The sequence below is a fragment of the Pseudomonas sp. 3MA1 genome, assembly GCF_029237275.1.
GTDB classification, from domain to species: domain Bacteria; phylum Pseudomonadota; class Gammaproteobacteria; order Pseudomonadales; family Pseudomonadaceae; genus Aquipseudomonas; species Aquipseudomonas fluorescens_AP.
The window spans coordinates 264,801-283,632 of sequence record NZ_JAACFX010000003.1; the positions used below are offsets into that span (position 1 = coordinate 264,801).

An 18,832-nucleotide genomic window follows, 5' to 3' on the forward strand; every position below is an offset into this window, starting at 1 on the left:
CGCCGCAGCCAGGAGCCCATCCCATGGCCGATTCAAGCCTTTTCAAAGACAAGTTGCTGCAACTCTCCCGACTCTCCGGCCCGATCGTGGTATCGCGTATCGGCTTCCTCCTGCTGTCGCTGGTGGACACCATGATGGTCGGGCGCTACGCCACCGAGTCGCTGGCGGCGATCTCCATCACCCACGCCATCGCCGACACCTACATGCTGATTGCCGCCGGGCTGCTGCTGGGGATCCTGGTCATGGGCTCGATCGCCATCGGCCAGCAAGACCCGCGCGCCGCCGGCCTGGCTGCCCAGCGCGGCGTGGTCCAGGCCCTGGGCCTGGGCCTGCTGTGTGCCCTGGCCAGCGTCGCCAGCCTGCCACTGCTGAGCCGCTTCGGGGTCCAGGCGGACCTGGCCGCGGCCATCGCGCAACTGATGGGGGTGGTGGCCCTGGGGTTGCCGGCGATCCTGATCTACATCGCCTATTCGTTCTTCCTCGAAGGCATCTCCCGCCCCATGCCCGCCACGCTGGTGATCCTGGGCGGCAACCTGATCAACGGGGTGCTGTGCTACGCCATGGTCTACGGCGCCTTCGGCCTGCCGGAAATGGGCGCCCTGGGCTCGGCCTGGTGCACCACCCTGGTCAGGCTGCTGATGGCGCTGGCGATCATGCTCTATGTGCACCGCTTCATGGCCGACCGGGCCGACTTCGGCATCAACCGGCGCTTCGCCTGGGGCTGGTCGCAATGGCAGATGCAACGGCGCATCGGCTACGGCGGCGGCTTGAGCTTCGGCATCGAGGCCGGCGCCTTCATGCTGATCGCGGTCATGGCCGGGGTGGCCTCGCCGCTGATCGCCGCCGCCTGCGCGGTGCTGGTCAACATCCGTTCGATCCTGTTCATGATTCCCATGGGCGTGGGCTTTGCCACCTCGATCCTGGTCGGCATGGCCCACGGCAACCGCGACTTGCCGGACATCCGGCGCTCGACCCAGGCCGGCCTGTGGCTGGGGGTGACGCTGAGTACCCTCTGCGCCCTGCTCCTGGCCGCCCTGCCCGGGCCGCTGCTGGCGCAGTACAGCCATGACGCGCAACTGCTGGCGGCGGCGCTGTCGAGCATGCTGCTACTGGCCCTGGCCATGCCCTTCGACGCCTGGCAGGGCGTCATGTCCAATGCCCTGCGCGGACGCGAGGATGCCTTGGCGCCGACCCTGATCCACGGCATTGCCTACCTGCTGCTGATGGTGCCCCTGGGCTGGCTGCTGACCCTGCACTGGCAACGCGGCCTCAACGGTCTGGTGGAAGCCATGCTGATCGGCAACCTGGTGGCGGCGGCGCTGATGACCCAGCGCCACTACCAGCTCAACCGCCGCGGCAGCGAGGCCCCTGCGGCCGCCGCCCTGCCGGATGAGGGGGTCTGATGCAGCTTTCGGTGATCATCCCGGTGCACGCCAAGGCCGAGCGCCTGCGCTTGACCCTGGCCAGCCTGCGCCGCCAGCAGCAGCGTTGCCAGTTCGAAACCCTGATCGTCGCCGACGCCGCGCAACCGGCGGTCATGGCCCAGCTCGCCGCCTTGAGCGATGTGCGCATACTCCACTCGCCGGGCCTGGGGCGCGCGGCGGCGCGCAACCTCGGGGCAAGCCTGGCCCAGGGCGAGGTGCTGCTGTTTCTCGACGACGACATCCTGGTCCGGGACGGCTTCTTCGAGGCTCATCTACAGGCCCAGCGCGCCCAGGCCGGCCTGGTCCATGGCCGGCTGCGGGAGCTGATCGCCCTGAGCACCCTGAGCGATCCGGCCCTGGGCTGCCCCGGCTGCCCGCCGATCCTGCCGGAGGATCTGCTGGCCGGGCGCTGGAGCGCCGACGGCGCGCGCCTGGTCGCCAATCCCCTGGAGCAGGCCGCGGAACATCCTCGGGCCAGCCAGTGGCCGTGGCTGGGCAGCGCCGGAGCCAATATCTCGGTATCCCGCAGCGCCTGGCAGCAGGTTGGCGGTTTCGATGCCTCCTATGGCCGACGCTGGGGCATGGAAGACCTGGACCTGGGCTACCGCCTGTGGCGGGCCGGGGTTCGGCTCAGCCTGGCCCCCGCCGCCTGCGGCTATCACATGTCCCATCACAACCCGCAGCGCTGGCAGGATCACCGGCACAACCTGGAGCTGTTCCAGGCCCAGGCGCCCATCGCCGAGGCCCTGGCCCTGGACCAGTTGCTGTCGCCCACCGGCTCGCTGCAGCGCTACATCGCCCGTGTCGACCAGATCCGGCAGAACGCCCTCTCCCCCTGCGCCCGGGAGTGACGCTTGAGCGCGTCGAGAAAGCGCCCCTGGCTGCCAAACAGCATCAGCACCTGGGAGCGGTAGCACAAAGCAGCCTCGCGCCAGCGTGACCAGGAGCAGGCAATGTCCCGGGGCCGCAGGCGCAGGCCCAGGGCCTGCATGTGCTCCAGTTCATGCTGTGGGGAGCACTGTTCGACGTAGGGAAAATCGCTGTAGAAGAACAGCCGGTGGTCCAGGGCGCGGGCCAGACGATGGGTCAGGCAATGATCGACATGGGCGCCGACGGCCAGGGGCGCGCACAGCACATCCTGCGGCCGCAGGCAGCCGCGCAGGCGCTGCAGCAGCCCCGGGTCGGGCTCCGGCCAGGCGTCCGGGTCGGGCGTGAGAAACAGCGACTGCGGGCTGGCATGCAGGAACTCGCCATGGCCATCCAGGCGCAAGGCCGCGTCCTGCGCGCCCAGGCTGGAGCAGGCGCAACCGAGGATCGCCGCGGCGCGCTGATCCTCCTGGCGCCGCTGCCCGGGGCTGGCAAAACAGCGCCAGCGCTGTTCGCTGGCATGGGCCCGGGCGATGGCCGGACCGGCGTCGCCGGCGAACAGGCTCAGCAGCACGATCTGCCGTCCCCCGGCCCAGGGCGCCAGGCCACTGCCCAGCGACCAGACGGCGTCGTCCGGGTGTGGTGACAGCACCACCACCCGACCGCGCGGCGCCTCAGCGGGCATTGACGGCACCGCCGGCATACAGCTGCCCCAGGCGCAGGAAGCGCGAGATCTCCCGGTCGTTGCGCTCCACCACCCGGCAACGACCCATTTTCAGCGGCGAGAGCTGGATATCGGGGAAGTTGGCCATCTGCACCCAGGACAGTTGCTCGAACGCCCGGTACAGCCCCTGCAGCTCGACCTCGCAAGCCGCCAGGCGCATGGCCGGTGGCACTTGGGCCAGGCGCCGGGCGCTGGCGCTGAAGGCCTCTTCGAAGTCCGGACCGACATGGGTTTCCGGACAGGGCACGCAGTAGTCCAGGTACATGCCAAAGCGCAACAGCGTCTGATACAGCTCCGCCTCCTCCTGGACCCGAGCCGCCGAAGGCACCTCGTGGCTGCCGAAATTCAGGTAACCGCTGGCCATCGCCGCCGGTGCCTTGAGTGCTTGCAGGGCGCGGCCAACGAACATCAACAGGCCTCCCAGGTCCTTGAAGCCATTGACCGCGAAGCAGTCGAAGCGGCCACGCAGGCTGGGCGGCAACGGCTCAAAGACGTCGTAGTGAACCACTTCGATATTGTCGAAGCCCTGTTGCGCCGCGACCCGGGCGATGGTCGCCAGCAGTTGCGGATCGATGTCCGCCACCACGATCTGCCGGCGGTAGCCGTGGACCGCGAGAAACAGCGAGAACAACGCGTCGTCCCCCAGCAGCAACAGCGCCTCATGGTTCAGGTCGCCCAGGCTCTGCATGATCTTGTAGCGCCGCACCAGGGTTTCGTAAGTCTCGATGGATTGGCTGTAGCGGTTCTGCTTGTCGCTGACGAGGTCGGCGAGGATCTCGCGAAAATGCGGGTTCAGTTGCAGGCAGTCATCGCTGACCAGGTGCAGCCCATGCCCGGGCGCCGGCGTGTCCGGCACGCCTTGCCAGACGAAACGCGGCGCGTCCGGGCCCGGCACCTGGCCCACGCGCCCATCGGCCAGCAGTTGCGCCAGGCACCAGAGCACCTGGCGCACCGTCAGGCGCGACGAGAGCAGTTGGTAGATGCGTTGCGGGCGCCCGAGCTTGGCCAGCAGATCGTCCAGCGCCGCCGCTTGCGCGCCGCTCGCGCCGGGCAGTGTCGCCAGCGTCGCCTGAAGTTCCGAACCTGTTGCAGTCACTGTATGCATGCAGCCTCCTGTGGCGTTGCTTGAAGTGAAATGCCGTCAGAGCACGGCATGCAGAATGTTTCCGGCACAACGGCCGTGAAAGAAATTGACCCCGACTTCCAGGGTGTCGCCACGGCGGTCGGCATAGCCCAGCCCGGTGCCGAACAGCCCGGGCAGCGCCTGACCGCCGACCATCAGTTCGTGGGTTCGCGGGTGTTTGCACAGATTGCCGTCACGCTCATCGAGGGTCAGGCTGACGCCCGCCGCATTCAGCAGCCCGGGCACTCTCGGGCGGTAGCCGGTGGCATTGATCAGCAGCGCGCCGCGGCTGAGCCAGGGTCGCGGATCGGCGTTGCCGATATGCAACTCGACGCAGGCCCAGCTCCCCGCCTCGATCTGCAGCAGGGTGTCGCGGGCGGCGCCGCGCAGGCCACAGAAACGGTTGACCTCGCCGCTTTCCGCGTCGATCAGGTCCTGGGCCTGCAGGGCTGGCGCAACCTTGGCCGAGGCCGCCCACAGTGCCGGACGCTGGCGGCACAGCACCTGGATCGCCGCCGCTGGCAGGCGCCCGGCAAAACGTTGCAGCAGGTAGCCGACCACGGAGAACGCGCTATGGCTGCCCCCCAGCACCAGCAGTGGCCGGCCCTGCTCCAGGGCCTGCAGCAGCAGCGGGTCGGCCTGCCCGCGCAACACCCGGTCGGAACACAGGCTCGCCGGCGCCGCGCCCTCCTGCGGCAGCAGCTCGCGCACCCGGGCGCCACAGGCCAGCACCAGGTAACGGCTGTGGCTGCTGCCCCAGTCGCCCTGGACGCTGAAGCCACTGGCGCTGCTGCGGACACTGGCCACCGGGTGGGCAAAATGAATCGCCGCCTTGGGCTGGTCCCGGCACAGATCGAGGATCACCTGGGCCAGTTGGCGCAGGAACGCCGAGACTTCGAGCAGCGACACCACCTGCTCCGGGTTCTGCAGCCAGCGCTGCACCTGGGGCTGGCGCAGGCACTGGGCGAACACCCCATCGCTGCGGATGCCGCGGAGAAAGTCGGCGATCGGCGAATTGGCCTCGATGGCGTAGGCCAGGCACTGCCACTGGCTGAAGGATGCACTGCGCTCATGCACCTGCACCCCGCCGTCGAGCAATGCCTGCAAGCGTCCATTGCGGTCCGCGGCAATGAACAGGCCCAGGGCGGCGGGCCCGAAGCCGATGATCTGTAGCAGCGTGTCCATGGCGTTACCCCTTATAGCGAGAGCATGGGATCGCCCCGGTGGTGACCGGCGCGATCAGAATGAATAGGACAGTTCCAGGGCCAGGTGGGAGTCGCTGGCCAGTGCATCCCACACCGCATCGCTGCGGGAGCTGCTGACCAGCACTGCGGAGACTCCGGCCCGCAGGGCATCGCTGAGCCCCAGGTCGAGGGACGCGCTGAGCATGTTGTTGCCCAGGTCCGAGGCCTGCGCGGTGTAGCCCAGGAACAGCGAGGACAGGTGCGCATCGTTGAGTTCCAGGCGCGCGCCGAGCAGGAACTTGCGGTCGAAGATGCTCACCGGGGCCAGGCGCTGATCCTGGTCGCGGTGGTACTCGCCGATCAGGCTCAGGTCGGCGTCACGCCAGGCCCGGGTGATGGCGTACTCCAGGCCGACGGACAGCTTGCGCGAGTCGTAGGCACTGTCCGAAACCCGCTGATCCAGGGCTTCGAGCTTGTACAGCCACTGTTCGCGGACCCAGATCGCGTCCAGCCCCCACTGCGTGACCTCGGTGTACTGGGCCACCAGGCTGTCGCCTGCGGTGCGGAACGCCGGCGCCCGGTTGGTGCCCTTGAAGTAGCTCAGGCCGATGTCCAGATCGGACACCGAAACGAAATAGCGCGCCGCCACATCCAGCCCATCCCGATCGGCGCCGTGGAGGTACTCGGCCTGCGACTGCACCCGGTAAGCGGCAAAGCGCGCCGGCTCGCGGTAGAACTGCACCGGCTCGAAACCGTCCAGCAGGTACAGGCTCAGGTGCCCGGGGCCCAGGCTGCTGCCCAGCTTGAGGGCCTTCTGCGAAAGCTTTTCCTCCGGTTGCAGGCCGTCGAGGTTGTCATAGGTGTTGATCACGTCCACCAGCTGGCGGGTTTCCATGACGCCCCAGTGTTCCTTGATCCGGCCCACCTTGAGCTCGCGGCTGTCCTGTTCCAGCAGCACGAACAGTTCATCCCAGTAGAAGTCCGGGCGCGGATCCCTCTTGGCGCTTTCGAGGTAGCGCGGGTTGACCACCAGCCGCAGGCGCAGGCTGTCCCAGCTCTGCAGGTACTGATAATCCAGGCCCAGTTGCGCGGTGCCGGGCAGGTCGTCGTCGACCCCGTCGGCGGGCGACGAGGTGAAGAAATAGCGCTTGAGGGCGATCTTCGCCGACAGTTCCTGCTCCGCCGCCTGGGGCTCGGGCTGGGCCGGCGACCGAGCTTGCGCCTGGGCCTGCCCGACAGCGCCCCACAGCCCCAGCGCCAGGGCCGCAAGCCCGGGACGGCGGGTGATCATTGCGTCAGGTTTCCGAGCCGGGCCGGTTCGAAGGCGTCCTCGCCGATGCCGGTGCGAAACTGCACGTCGGAGCTGACCAGCAGGGTCTGGCGTCCGGTGATGTGGTTGACCATGGTCATGTTCAGGGCGCGCCAGTAGCGTCCCAGGAACAGCTGGTAGCCATCCAGGGTCAGGGTCTTGAACTTGCTGCCCTTGCGGTCGTAGTACTCGGTCTTCATCTGCCGGTAGTCGGCCTTGTTGTACCAGACCCAGATCGACGAATAGCCCGAGTACGGGTACAGCGGCACCTGCTTGACCACCGCGCACTGGGCATCGCCGCAGGGCTCGTCGCGCAGCCACTGGTAGTCGTAGTTGCCGACCTCCATCGAACCGATGTCCTCATAGGAGAACTCGCTGCCGGAGAACGAGCCGGAACGGTCGGCCGCCGCCACCCGCTTGACCCGCTTGAGGGCCGGCAGGTACAGCCAGACCTGATCGCCCTCCTTGATCTTGGAGTGGATCAGCACCCGGGAATTCTTGATGTTCTCCGGGGCCTCGAAAGTCAGCAGCACCTTGTCCCCCACCGCCGTGCTGGCGGTTTCGAAACTGTTCATGCGCATGAAGCGATCGGTACGGGCGCCCTCCTTCTCCACCAGGGTCAGGCGGATCCGCGCGCTGGTGTCCTGGTAGCCCAGGTCGCTGTCGCGCCAGCGATGGGCGTATTGCTGCCCCAGTTCCTGTTCCGGGCTGGCCAGGGTCGGTGCCTGGTGCAACAGGGCGCACAGTGACAGGCAGGCGCTGAATGCGGCTTTGTGGTTCATGGTCGAGTCCTTGTCTGAATGAGGGTCGGGTCAGGCTTCGCGGGGCGCCAGCCGGGTGGCGGCACGGCCCCACAGGAAGCGGTCGAAGGTCAGCAGCACCAGGGGCAGGCACAGGGCGTCGAAGATCAGTCCAAGGAAGATCGCGATCACCGCCAGCAGGCCGAAGTCGGCGTTCATGGAAAACGGCGAGAGGGTCATCACCATGAAGCCCGAGGCGAGGATCACCGAGTTGGCGAACACCGACGGCAGCACATGCTGGTAGGTCAGGCGCAGGGCTTCCCGGGGCGAATGCCCCTGCTCCAGGCGCAGCCCCTTGTAGTGGCTCATGATGTGGATCGTGGCCTCGACGATCAGGCCGTAGACCACCACGCAGACGTTGATCGCCGCGGTGTTGATCTCGCCGCGCCACAGGCCCCAGAGGCCGAACATGATGAAGAACGGAAAGACGTTGGGCAGCACGCTGATCAGCCCCAGCCCGGCGTTGCGCAGGAAGAACGCCACCATCAGGGTGATGGTCAGCAACTCGAACAGCAGGCCGTTGACCATGTACTCGATGCTGATGTGGGTCAGGTTGGCGAACACCACCGCCTCCCCCGTGCCCAGGCCCGGGATCAGCGCGCTGCGCCGCGCATTGGCCTGCCACCAGTCATCGGCGCGCTGCTTGATGTCGCGGATCTGCTGGGTGTCGAGCCGGGTCAGGGTCACCACCAGGCGCGTGGCCGACTTGTCGATGTTGATCTGGCTGCCCAGGTCCAGGCCGAAGGGCAACGACATCTCGTAGACCAGCAGCATCTGCGCCGCCAGCGCCGGGTCCACCGGCAAGCGGTAGTCCTCGGGCCGACCGCCGTTCATGGTCTGGTTGAGCTTCTTCAGGGCATCGCCGAGGGTGGTCACCGAATCGACCTCCGGCTGGGTCCTGAGCCATTGGGCGAAGCGATCCAGCTCCTGCAGAAAGGCCGGATCGGAGATATCGCCCTTGCTGGAGCTGGCGACGTACTCCAGGCGATAGATGCCGGACAGGTTGTCCATGGCGAACTCGGTGGCATTGCGCACCGGGATGCTGGTGTCGAAGTTCTCGACGATCCGGTCATTGATCAGGTTGTGGCGGGCCGGCTCGATCGCCAGCACGAACAGCACCACGAAGCCCAGCAGGCAGAGTTTCGGGTAGCGCAGCAAAGGCTCCATGTACGCCGAGTAGCGGCGGCTGGCCGCGCCTTCCAGCGGCTTGAGGCGCAGCAGCGGAATCAGCACCGCGGCCACCGAGAGGGTCACCAGCAGCGCCATCACCGCGCCAATCGCGGCCAGCACGCCGAACTCCTTGTAGGGCGGCGACGCGGCGAACACCAGGCTATAGAAGCCCACGGCATTGGTCGCGGTGCCGATGGCGATGGGCTTGATGGTGTCCTTGATCGCCGCACAGGCCAGGTCCACCCGGCGCTCGCCGTACTGGCCGCTCATCTGCCGCGCCGCCGACAGCACGTGCATGATCTCCGCCACCGAGGTGGCCAGCACGATGGTCGGCAGCAGCCCGGTCAGCGCGGTCGCCTCGAACCCCAGCCAGCCGCTGGCGCCCAGGGTCGCGGCGGTGGCCAGGGTGATGGCGATCAACACCACCAGCAGCGCGCCAAGGCTGCGCAGCATCAGCACGCTGGCCAGGAGAATGATCAGGTACATCAGCGGGGTCAGCACCGCCATGTCCTGCTGCGCGGCTTGCGGGTAGGCCGCCTCCACCGCGGCCAGCCCGGTCAGGTGCACTTGCAGCCCGGGGTTGTTGCGCGCGAAGTCATCCAGCAGGCGCTGGCCTTCGGCGGTGGCGGCGAGCGCCGCGTCCAGGGTCTGGGGCGGAAACTGCAGGGTCACCAGCACGCCCACGGTCTGCCCATCACTGGACACCAGGCGTTTGACCAGCTCGATGTCATTGCGTCCCAGGCGCTCCATCAGCTGGATATGCGCCGGTGTCAGGTCCGCCGGTTCGCGCACCAGGGCCTCGACGTGCACCGTGTCGTCCTCGGCGAACACGTGCTGGAAGTTGGTCACCGAGTCGACCCGATAGGCGTGGGGAATGTGCCAGGCGCGCTGGGTCAGCTCATGCAGCTGTTCCAGGTAGGCACGGGTGAACATCGTGCCCTTGGGGTTCTTGATCACGAACAGCAAGGTGTCGGACTTGCCGAACTGGCGATGCAGCGCATCCAGTTGCTCGACGGTCTTTTCGCCCTCGGGAAAGAACGCCCGGTAGTCGGCGGCGAAGCGGATCGAGGTCATCCCCCAGGACAGCACCGCTACCAGGATCAGCGTCAGGGTGAACAGCCAGAAGCGGTAACGCTTGAGCCAGCGTTCGAAGGTTGAAGTGGCCATCAGCGGCGCCCTCCAGGACCGGTGCCGATCAGCTCAAGCAGCTGGGCGACGCCCTCCTCGACGCTGCGTCCGGCCGTCTCGATCTGGCACTCGCAGGCCGGCGGCGGCTCATAGGCGCTGTCGATCCCGGTGAACTGCGCCAGCTGGCCGCTGCGGGCCCGGGCATACAGGCCCTTGGGGTCGCGGGACTCGCACAGCGCCAGGGCGGTGGCCACGTGCACTTCAAGGAAGTGCCCGCCAGGAAACAGCGCCCGTGCCCGCTGGCGATCTTCGATAAAGGGCGAAATGGCGCTGACCAGCACGATGTAGCCGCTGTCGTAGAACAGCCGGGCGACCTCCCCCAGGCGGCGGACGTTCTCCTTGCGGTCGGCGGCGGAGAACTTCAGGTCGCTGTTCAAGCCACTGCGCAGATCGTCGCCATCGAGCACCCTGACCCGCGCGCCCAGCGCTTCGAGCCGGGCCTCCAGGGCCCTGGCCAGGGTCGACTTGCCGGCACCGGACAGGCCGGTGAACCAGACGCACAGCGGCCCGTGGGCCAGCGCCGTTGCGCCACCGCGGGCCCTGCCGCCGGTGTCGCCCTTGCTCATGTCATAGCTATTCACTGTCACGTCTCTCATAGGCACATCCAATGGGGTCACTCATAGACCGAGCGAATGATTCGGCAGGGGTTGCCCGCCGCCAGCACACCGGGGGGAATCGAACGGGTGACCACGCTGCCGGCGCCGATCACGCTGTTGTCACCCACCTCCACACCTCCCAGCAGCACGGCGCCGGCACCGACCCAGACGTCGTTGCCCAGGACGATCGGCGCCGCGCGCTGCACGCATTTGCGCCGGCCATCGACCAGCACCGTGCGCGCCTCGGGCTGCAGCGGGTGGCGGGTGGTCATCAGTTGCACGTTGGGCGAGAGGTAGACCCGGTCGCCAAGGACGATCCGGTTGCCGTCGACAAAGGTGCAGTTCATGTTGATGAACACCTCGTCGCCGATCTCGATATGCACGCCGTAGTCGCAATGGAAGTTGGCTTCCACCCAACTGTTGCGCCCCACTCGCTTGAGCAGCCGGGCCAGCAAAGCTTGTTGTTGCTTGATATCCAGTGGCGAACAGTTGTTGTAGAGCCGCTGCAACTCCTGGGCACGCATGCGCATCCGTGCCAGTTCCATATCAGGGGTGCAGAACCATTCACCGGCCAACATGAGTTCCCGGGCCGAAGGTTGTTTGCGGCTTGCGTTAGTTGCAACTTGCGAAACATCCATGAGCAACTCCGAAGTTCAATAAGTTCAGGCCTGCGGCAACTTTTCATAGACGGATATATGTTTGAACGACCCCTCGACGAAGGGCGTCTTGTCCCAGCTTGACCAACGCTCCAACAGACGCATGCCGGCCAGTTCGGCCATCAGGTCCAGCTCGGCCGGCCAGGCGTAGCGCAGCTCCACCGGAATCACCCGCATGCCCTGCGCCTGCAGGCGGATAAAGCGACAGCTGACCCGCTGGGCCACCGGGTCCAGGCGCGAGGCTTCCAGCAGCACCTCGTTGCGCTCCAGGCCACCGACGTACACCGGCTGGTCCTTGGCGTAGCGCGACAGGTCCGGGTAGAAGGTTTCGATCACCAGCCGTCCGTGTTCCTTGAGCAAGCCGCTGGTGGCCTTGAAACAGCTGACCTGGGCGGCCTGGGACGGCAGCAGGAACAACGAGCTGAAGGTGCAGAAGGCCAGGCTGAAGGGCCCGCCGCGGACCCCTTCGAGGCTGGCGAAGTCGGCCTGGGTCAGCGGCAGCTCGGCGCCGCCGGGCTTGGCCCGCAGTTTCTCCAGCATCGACGGCGAAGCATCGACGCCATGCACCTGGACCCCGCGCTCGCGCATCGGCAAGGCGAAGCGCCCGGTGCCGATGCCCAGTTCCAGGACCGGCTCGCGGGTGCCGGCCATGGCCACCAGCACTTCGATGGCATTGGCCGGCGCCTCGCCATACAGATCGTCATAGATATCGGCCAGGGTTTCGCCGTAGGTGCTGGCATCGCTCATGTGCTGTTCCACTCTGTGTTTTTTTGGGCAATAAGGTCCCGTGCGGGGGATAGAATCCCCCGCAGGAAACAACCGTTAGTTAAGTGTTCAGTTCAAGGAACTAGTGATTGAGTGCTTGCCTTATATAGTCGGCAAGATGTTTGTCTTGAACATCCGCTAGTGTCAGCAGTTTTATATGTCGGCGAAACTTTCCCGAGCCTTCCAGAACCCGATGCGGGTCTTCGAACAGATAGCCCTGGCCAAACTCCACCGACACATGTCCGGTATAGGCATAGACCCCGCAGAACGGCGCGACACGGGAAAACAGGATGCCCCCGTACTTCACCGATTCGGCGACCGTGCCACAGCACTCCTCCACCACCTGGCGTACCCGTTGCACCACCTGCAGCAGGTGGCCGTGGGTGCTGCCGATGTCCTCGAGCAAGGTCAGAACCGCATCTTCGGTTTTACGCATGCTTGGGCACTCCCTGCCGCTGTATTGGGTCGGACCGAGCAATCACTGGCCCACCGGGGTGCACAGCTCCACCAGGGTCCCGGCCGGGCAGCGAACATAGGAAACCACCTGCCCCCAGGGCTTTTTCTGCACTGGCGCATGTTCCGTGGCGCCAGCGGCCAGGGCCTTGGCATGGGCCTTGGGCACATCGTCGGTGACCAGGGCGATCTCGATGCCCAGGGGTTGCTGCTGGGGGCTGCAGAACTGATAGCCGCCTTCGCAGTTGGAATGGGCCAGCTCGCGACTGGCAAACGCCAGGGTGGTGGCGCCACTGTCGAGCTCACCGTAATCACCGGATTCGTCGAGAAAGCGCCGGGAGAAGCCGAAGGCGTCCTCGAAGAAACGGATCGAGGCTTCGACATCGGGGACATAAACAATCGTGTATCCAAACTTCACAGTGTCACTCCTTAAATTGCTCTGTTTATGCGACTCGTGGTGCCGCAGGGCAGCCGCGAGCCGGTGTGGATTTTCCCGGTAAGGCTGTACTTGCGCCAGCACTGAATGCCCCTGCCGCCGGTGTTTCATCGGGCCGCCTGCATCAGGCACTGCACCACCTGTTCCAGGGCGACCCCGGACAGCAGGCTGTAGTGATCCGCGGTCAGGGTCAGGCAGCGCTCGCCCACGGCTTGCTCGGCCAAGGGCCGCAGGCCGCTGGAGCGGTGTTCGACACTGGCCCGCAGGTGCCAGCTCGGGCAATTCACCGGCCGGTAGCGATAGTCCAGCAGGGCCGCGTAGTGCCGACAGAACAGGGCAAAGCGTTCCTGGGAGGCGCTTTCGGCGATGGCCGGCAGCGCCTGGCCCTCGGCCTGGATCTGTGCGGACTGCTCCAGGTCGCGCTGGAACAGTTGCTGCAACAGGCTGGGCGGTAACTCCGGCGCCGGCTCCGGTGGCGCGCCCGCGTCGAGGGTCACCAGAGCCGGCCGCACCTGCCCCTCGGCACTCAGCAGGCGGGCCATTTCCACCGCCAGCACACCGCCGAACGACCAGCCGGCGACCACCACCGGGCGCCCGGCCAGCAGGCGCTCCTGCAGCTGTCCGAGGTATTCCCGGGCCTGGGCCTGGAGGCTGTCGAAACGCTGCCCGGCGTCGGCGCACAGGCCGATCACCTCGAAGCTCTCGCGCAGCAAGCGGATCAGCGGCCAGTAGCACGACAGCGCGCCGCCCACCGGGTGCACCAGCACCAATAGCGGCCGGTTGTCATCGGCGCGGGCGCAGAAGTCCACCCGATTGCGCGGCCGCTGTCCGCCGCCCTGCAGGTAGCCGAGCAAGGCGTTGACCGAGGGGTGGGCGTAAATGTCCGCCAGACTCAGGTCCAGCCCCAGCTCGCTGTTCAGTGCCAGCAGGATGTGCACCGCGTGCAGTGACGAAGCCCCTTGGTCGAACCAGGACGCGTCGGCCTCGCGCAGCGCCGGCAGGACCCGCTGCACGCAGCCCAGCAGCAGTTCCCGGCGCGCCGAGAAGCCCGCATCCGCGGCCGCCGCCTGTGGCCCGCAGAGCCCCGGCAGCAAGGCCCGCAGCGCCTCGCGGTCGACCTTGCCATTGGCCGTCAGCGGCAACTGCGCCAGGGCGAACAGGCGCACCGGCACCATGTAGGGGTTGAGGTACTGGGCGGCGAAGTCCAGCACCGACTCGCCGCTGGGCAGCGGCTCGCGGGCCACGAAGAAACCGTACAGGGCTCCGCCGCCATCAACGCAGGTGGCCGCCTGTTGCACCCCGGGGGCCCGGGCCAGCACCGCCTCGATTTCCGCCAGTTCCACACGCATGCCATTGAGCTTGACTTGCAGGTCCTCGCGGCCGAGGAACTCGATCTCCCCGTCCATGCGCAGGCGGCCCATGTCGCCGGTGCGGTAGACCCGCTGCTGCAACCCGGGCTCGATGAAGAACGCCTGGTCGGTACGCTGGCGGTCGTGGATGTAACCGGCGGCCAGGCCTTCGCCGGCGATGTACAGCATGCCCTTGACCGCGGGCGGACAACGGCGGCCCAGGGCGTCGAGTATGTAGAAACGCTGATTGCTCAGGGGCCGTCCGTAGGGAATGCTCGGCCATTGCCGGTCCACCTGCCGGACCTCGAAGCAATTGGACCAGATGGCCGCTTCGGTGGCCCCGCCCAGTGCCATGAAGCGCGAGCCCGGGGCCAGTTCCCGCAAACGTTCGGGCAGGCCCAGGGCGATCCAGTCGCCGCTGGCCATCCACAGCCGCACGCTGGCGAGAGCGTCCGGCCGGTCCACGGCCCTGGCGTAGCCCAGGGCCATTTCCATGATCGCCGGAACCGAGTTCCAGACACTCGCCCGGTGGCGCTGCGCGGCGTCGAGCCAGGCTTGCGGATCAGTGCTGCGCTGGCCATTGGCCGCGAGGATCAGCGCACAGCCGCACAGGGCCGGCATGAACAGGTCGAACACCGACAGATCGAAGCTGAACTCACTGACCCCGAGCAAGCGGTCCGCAGGCTCAATGGCCAAGCGTTCGCGGCAGTCCTGCAGGGTGTTGAGCGCCGCGCGATGGCTGATCGCCACGCCCTTGGGCGTACCGGTGGTGCCCGAGGTGAACATGATGTAGGCCAGGGCCGTATCCACCGCCGGGTAGGCCGGGCTGATCGCCGGGCCCCGGGCCTCGGACGACTGCAGCCAGTGCCGGTAGTTGAGCGACCAGTTCACCGGCGAAGCGATGATCGCCGCGATGTCCCCGTCGTCATCGCCCAGGACCGTGGTGGCCGCGGCCTGATTGATGATCGAATGCACCCGGCGCGGCGGCGAAGTCTTGCTCACCGGAACATAGGTGGCACCGGCCATCAGCACCGCATAGATCGCCACCACGTTGCCAATGTCACGACTGCCACGCACCACCACATGGTCGCTGGGCCCGACCCCGTTCTCGTTCAGGTGGCTGGCCAGGCGACTGGCCAGACACAGCAACTGGGCAAAGCTCAGGCTGGCATCGTCGCTCAACACCGCCGGCGCGTCCGGGCGCTGCGCCGCCTGATGCAGCAGCCCCTGATAGAGCGCCTGTCCGGACAGCGGCCGCTGCAAGTGGTTGAAACGGTCGACCCGTTCCAGCAACGACTCCGGCAAGGGCAGCTCGCTCAAGTCCCAGCTCTGCGGCTGCAGGGCCAGGCGCTCCAGGGCGCCATGAAAATACTCGAAGGCCTGGGCAATCAGCCCGGTTTCGAACAGCCCCTCGCGCTCGTCCCAGGACAGGCACAGGCCGTCGGCGCTGGCGAAGGCCTGGGCGTCGATCCAGATCTGCGGCGTCATCATCGCGTGGTCGGTCTGCTGCAGGGGCGCGGCCGGCAGGTCCATCTCCAGCAACGAGGAGAACACATAGGGCATCGGCGGCTCGGCGCTGCTGGCCCGCTGGTCGTGCTCGCGGATCCACTGGCGGACCACCGACACGCCGTCGTAGGCGCCATGCTGCAGCGCCGCGTACAGATCCTGCTGGACCTGCCGGGCACAGGCGGCGAACGCCAGAGGCTGGGGCGGCAGGTCGATCAACAGGGTGTCGGCCTGGTTGCCAAGGGTCGAAGCCAGCGCCGGTTCGAGCTGTGCCCGGGTGTTGTACATGACGCTGCAGGTCACCGAAGCCTTGCCCGACCAGCGCGCCAGGGTCTGCATGAACAGGGTCAGCAAGGTGGCGTTGAGCGACACCTGATGGCGTCTTGCCGCGGCCTCAAGGGCCTGTTGCAGCTGCGGGCCCAGGATCCGCCGGTGCTCGATGAAACGCGGCGCCGCCGACGTTCCGGGGCTGCGCCGGGCCAGGGGCAGATCGGGGCCGGCGGCCAGTTGGGGAATCTTGCGCTGCCAGTAGTGCCGGGCCTTGTACCGCGCCAGGCGCCGGTTGCGGCTCAAGGCCGCGAGCGCCGCCGGAGCATAGCCGGGGAGCGCGCCGTCGGCCTCCTGCGTCACCAGTGCCAGCAGGTCGTTGATGAAGATCTGCACCGCCGGCGCATCGAACAACGCCAGCCGGTAGACCACGTGGAGGCAGCGCTCCTCGTGGTCCTCCACTAGCACCAGGCGCAGCAGCGGCTGTTCCGCGGCCAGGGGCGCAATGGGCATGGCGCTGTCCGCCAGGGAGGCGCAATGCCGCGCCCGCGCACCGGCCACCGCGGGCTGTTGCTCGACGCTCGGCAACTCCGCGGCCAGGGGCTTGAAGCGCGGTGAACGGGCGTCCAGGGTGTAGCCCAGGACCGGGTGCCGGACCAGCATCCGCGCCAGGGCGCCCTGCAGCTGTGCCGCCGTCGGCACGGCACCGGCATACACCAGGTGCAGGTAGGCGGCGCTGCCCTGGCTGAAGGCCGAGTGCTCCCCCAGCCAGTAGGCCTGGCGCAGGCCGGCCAAGGGTGCCGCCAGCGGGTCGGGCGGCGCCAGGTAATCCAGCAGACGGTGCTTTTCCTGGCCGACGCTGTGCCGGATGTCCGCGGGCAGCCCGGCCTCGTCGCAGCGATAGCGCAGGCGCCCGGCCTCTTCGTAGAGATGGACGCCGCGCTGCTCCCAATGCTCGATCAGTGTCGCCACCGCCTGACTCATAGTTCGCCCTCCAGCATCGACGCTCGCGGCTCGCTGTGCGCCGCGCGCAGCAGCCCGGCGACGAACTCGCCGAGGCTGGCGGTGCCGACGATCAGGGTCAGGTCGATACCGTCCTCGCCCCACAGCTGCGGGTGACGTTGTTCCAGCAGCGCGCACAGCTGCAGGGCCTGCAGCGAGCTGCCACCGCAGGCGAAGAAGTTGGCCGCGCCGTCCAGCTGGTGCGGCGCCAATTTCAGCAACTGGGCACACAGCCCCAGCACATCGTCCAGCAGCCGGGCCTGCAGCGGGCCCGTCGAGATTGCACTAGTCATGGACGGCTCCCAGCAGCGCCCGCGCCGCCAGCACATAGGCATCGCTGCCCAGGCCGGCGATGAAGCCGTGGCACAGGGGCGCCAGCACCGAGCTGTGGCGGAAGGCTTCGCGGGCGAACAGGTTGGAGATGTGCACTTCCATCCAGCGGCCCGGGTAATCCTGCAGCGCATCGCGCAGGGCCCAGCCGGACATCATCAACGCCCCCGGATTGATAATCAGGGCTTCGGCCTGGTGCTGGCTTTCGATGAAGTCGATCAGCTCGCCTTCGTGATTGCTCTGCCGGGCCAGCAGCGTCCAGCCGCGGGCTGCGGCCAGCGCGCCGACCTCGCGGGTGATCTCGGCCAGGCTCTTGGCGCCATAGACCTGGGGCTCACGCTGCCCCAGGCGGCCCAGGTTGGGGCCATTAAGCAGGAGTAACGTCGGCATGGCTGGCCACCTCCAGCAGGGCCAGGATCTGGCGTGGGTCGGTCAATCGATAGGTGCAGGGGTAGCGCCGGATGTCCTCGGCGGGATGGTCCCAGAGTGCCAGCGCGGTCTGCATGCCCGCCGCCTCGCCGCATTGCAGGTCGGCCAGGGCGTCGCCGATGAACAGGCAGCCGGCGGCCGGCACCTGCAAGTGCTCGACGATGATCCGGGCCATGTCCGGCGCCGGCTTGGGGTTGGCCACATCGTCGCTGCCGACGATCCGCGCGAAGTACTGCAGCAGGCCCAGGTGATCGAGAATCGCCACCGTGCGCTGGTGATCCTTGCCGGTGGCTATGGCCATGGGAATGCCCCGGTCGCGCAGCCCCGCCAGCAGCGGGCGGACGCCATCGAACACGCGGATCTTCTGCATGCGCGCATTGCTTTCCTGCATGAACACCGGATGCATCTGTGGCGGCAGCCCCATGATCTTCATGATCTGCACGAAGCTGCGGCCCAGGTGCTTGCAGTATTCGCTGAAGGGTGGCGGCTCGACATCCGCCCCCAGCACCTGGGCGTGGGCCGCGTGATAGGCCTCGCGGATCACCTGCTTGCTGTCGATGAGGGTGCCGTCGAGGTCGAAGATGACCGCGTTGATCGCAGATTCAGACATGGGCCGCAGTCTCCAGCGCCGCTTGATGATCCAGGCCACGGTCCACCGTGGCCACCATGGGGGCCAGCGCCAGGGACTGCGGCGCCAGGAAGGCCGCGACCCGGGCGAACTCGCCGTGCGGGTCCTGCAGCACCCGTTGATAGTCCAGCTCCAGCAGTTGCATGTTGGGCCGCTGGCGGACCCAGGCCAGGACCTCTGCCACATGCTCGCGATACAGCCGGGCCAGGTCCTGCGCCTCGCGCGCCCCCCAGGCCTGGCCGCTGTGGTGCTCGGCCATGTTGCGCTGCGAGCGAATCACCGCGTCGATCTCGCGGTGCATGAACAGCACCCGGTAACCATGGGTCGCCGGCAGGTACTGGATAAAGCGCGACACCAGCTTGACCGCCCGCCCGCGGGCCTGATCCATCCAGCCCAGATAGCCGTCCCGGGTCTTGACCGCCTCCCATTCGAAGTAGCCATGGGGATTGCGCGCATCGCCCTGGCGCAAGTGGTCGGTCAGCGGCGCCAGGCCGCCACTGGCCAGGGCGCGCATCATCATCGAGGTGCCGGAACGCGGCAGCCCCGACACCACGGTCACGCGGCCACCATCGGCAGCGACACAGTCCGGCACGTTCATGCACTCATATTGCTTAAGCATCCCTGCT

General features: G+C 67.4%; 18 protein-coding genes. 2 read left to right on the forward strand and 16 right to left on the reverse strand.

Features of this window, described 5'->3' with window-relative positions; translation table 11 throughout:
* Window positions 1–23: 23 nt before the first annotated feature.
* Together GWQ44_RS10200 and GWQ44_RS10205 are read left to right on the forward strand one after the other, a co-directional pair.
* The gene (locus GWQ44_RS10200; RefSeq protein WP_265533853.1) at window positions 24–1,403 is read left to right on the forward strand and encodes an MATE family efflux transporter; all 1,380 of its coding nucleotides are present in this window, start codon (window positions 24–26) and stop codon (window positions 1,401–1,403) included.
* Window positions 1,403–2,275 (forward strand): glycosyltransferase, encoded by an 873-nt coding sequence (locus tag GWQ44_RS10205; RefSeq protein WP_016965808.1) that lies wholly within the window; start codon window positions 1,403–1,405, stop codon window positions 2,273–2,275. The genes GWQ44_RS10200 and GWQ44_RS10205 overlap by 1 nt, the downstream gene beginning before the upstream one ends.
* On the opposite strand, the gene GWQ44_RS10210 is transcribed toward GWQ44_RS10205, so the two are convergent.
* The 16 genes from GWQ44_RS10210 to GWQ44_RS10285 form a co-directional block, all read right to left on the reverse strand.
* A complete protein-coding gene (locus GWQ44_RS10210) occupies window positions 2,215–2,976 on the reverse strand; it encodes a PIG-L family deacetylase (RefSeq protein ID WP_275927222.1) in 762 nt (253 codons plus the stop codon). The genes GWQ44_RS10205 and GWQ44_RS10210 overlap by 61 nt on opposite strands.
* Window positions 2,966–4,120: a bis-aminopropyl spermidine synthase family protein gene (locus GWQ44_RS10215; RefSeq protein ID WP_275927223.1), complete on the reverse strand. Its 1,155-nt coding sequence runs from the start codon at window positions 4,118–4,120 to the stop codon at window positions 2,966–2,968. The genes GWQ44_RS10210 and GWQ44_RS10215 overlap by 11 nt, the downstream gene beginning before the upstream one ends.
* A 36-nt stretch (window positions 4,121–4,156) precedes the next feature.
* Window positions 4,157–5,323 (reverse strand): hypothetical protein, encoded by a 1,167-nt coding sequence (locus GWQ44_RS10220; protein WP_275927224.1) that lies wholly within the window; start codon window positions 5,321–5,323, stop codon window positions 4,157–4,159.
* Window positions 5,324–5,377: 54 nt separating this feature from the next.
* Entirely contained in the window at window positions 5,378–6,613 is a 1,236-nt protein-coding gene (locus tag GWQ44_RS10225) for a hypothetical protein (RefSeq protein ID WP_275927225.1), read from the reverse strand.
* Complete coding sequence (locus GWQ44_RS10230) at window positions 6,610–7,413, reverse strand: outer membrane lipoprotein-sorting protein (protein ID WP_092313916.1); 804 nt, start codon at window positions 7,411–7,413, stop codon at window positions 6,610–6,612. Before GWQ44_RS10230 ends, GWQ44_RS10225 begins: the two co-directional genes overlap by 4 nt.
* Window positions 7,414–7,443: 30 nt before the next feature.
* Window positions 7,444–9,768 carry an MMPL family transporter gene (locus tag GWQ44_RS10235; RefSeq protein ID WP_275927226.1) on the reverse strand — a complete coding sequence of 775 codons (2,325 nt, stop codon included), beginning with the start codon at window positions 9,766–9,768 and terminating at the stop codon, window positions 7,444–7,446.
* Entirely contained in the window at window positions 9,768–10,385 is a 618-nt protein-coding gene (gene cysC / locus GWQ44_RS10240) for an adenylyl-sulfate kinase (RefSeq protein WP_110725756.1), read from the reverse strand. Before cysC ends, GWQ44_RS10235 begins: the two co-directional genes overlap by 1 nt.
* 17 nt (window positions 10,386–10,402) lie before the next feature.
* The gene (locus GWQ44_RS10245) at window positions 10,403–11,023 is read right to left on the reverse strand and encodes a sugar O-acetyltransferase (protein ID WP_085057499.1); all 621 of its coding nucleotides are present in this window, start codon (window positions 11,021–11,023) and stop codon (window positions 10,403–10,405) included.
* 24 nt (window positions 11,024–11,047) lie between these two features.
* Complete coding sequence (locus GWQ44_RS10250; RefSeq protein WP_016966242.1) at window positions 11,048–11,788, reverse strand: class I SAM-dependent methyltransferase; 741 nt, start codon at window positions 11,786–11,788, stop codon at window positions 11,048–11,050.
* Between the two features lie 100 nt (window positions 11,789–11,888).
* Window positions 11,889–12,242, reverse strand: coding sequence for a DUF1801 domain-containing protein (locus GWQ44_RS10255; RefSeq protein ID WP_016966241.1), 354 nt, complete (start codon window positions 12,240–12,242; stop codon window positions 11,889–11,891).
* A 42-nt stretch (window positions 12,243–12,284) separates the two neighbouring features.
* Window positions 12,285–12,677 carry a VOC family protein gene (locus GWQ44_RS10260; RefSeq protein WP_016966240.1) on the reverse strand — a complete coding sequence of 131 codons (393 nt, stop codon included), beginning with the start codon at window positions 12,675–12,677 and terminating at the stop codon, window positions 12,285–12,287.
* A 125-nt stretch (window positions 12,678–12,802) separates the two neighbouring features.
* A complete protein-coding gene (locus GWQ44_RS10265) occupies window positions 12,803–16,801 on the reverse strand; it encodes an amino acid adenylation domain-containing protein (protein ID WP_275927227.1) in 3,999 nt (1,332 codons plus the stop codon).
* A complete protein-coding gene (locus GWQ44_RS10270) occupies window positions 16,798–17,112 on the reverse strand; it encodes a phosphopantetheine-binding protein (RefSeq protein WP_016967066.1) in 315 nt (104 codons plus the stop codon). The genes GWQ44_RS10265 and GWQ44_RS10270 overlap by 4 nt, the downstream gene beginning before the upstream one ends.
* Window positions 17,105–17,539: a type II 3-dehydroquinate dehydratase gene (locus GWQ44_RS10275; RefSeq protein ID WP_016967067.1), complete on the reverse strand. Its 435-nt coding sequence runs from the start codon at window positions 17,537–17,539 to the stop codon at window positions 17,105–17,107. Before GWQ44_RS10275 ends, GWQ44_RS10270 begins: the two co-directional genes overlap by 8 nt.
* Entirely contained in the window at window positions 17,517–18,188 is a 672-nt protein-coding gene (locus tag GWQ44_RS10280; protein ID WP_092313902.1) for an HAD-IA family hydrolase, read from the reverse strand. Before GWQ44_RS10280 ends, GWQ44_RS10275 begins: the two co-directional genes overlap by 23 nt.
* Window positions 18,181–18,825, reverse strand: a complete 645-nt coding sequence (locus tag GWQ44_RS10285) for a sulfotransferase (RefSeq protein WP_275927228.1) — start codon at window positions 18,823–18,825, stop codon at window positions 18,181–18,183. The genes GWQ44_RS10280 and GWQ44_RS10285 overlap by 8 nt, the downstream gene beginning before the upstream one ends.
* Window positions 18,826–18,832 lie beyond the last annotated feature (7 nt).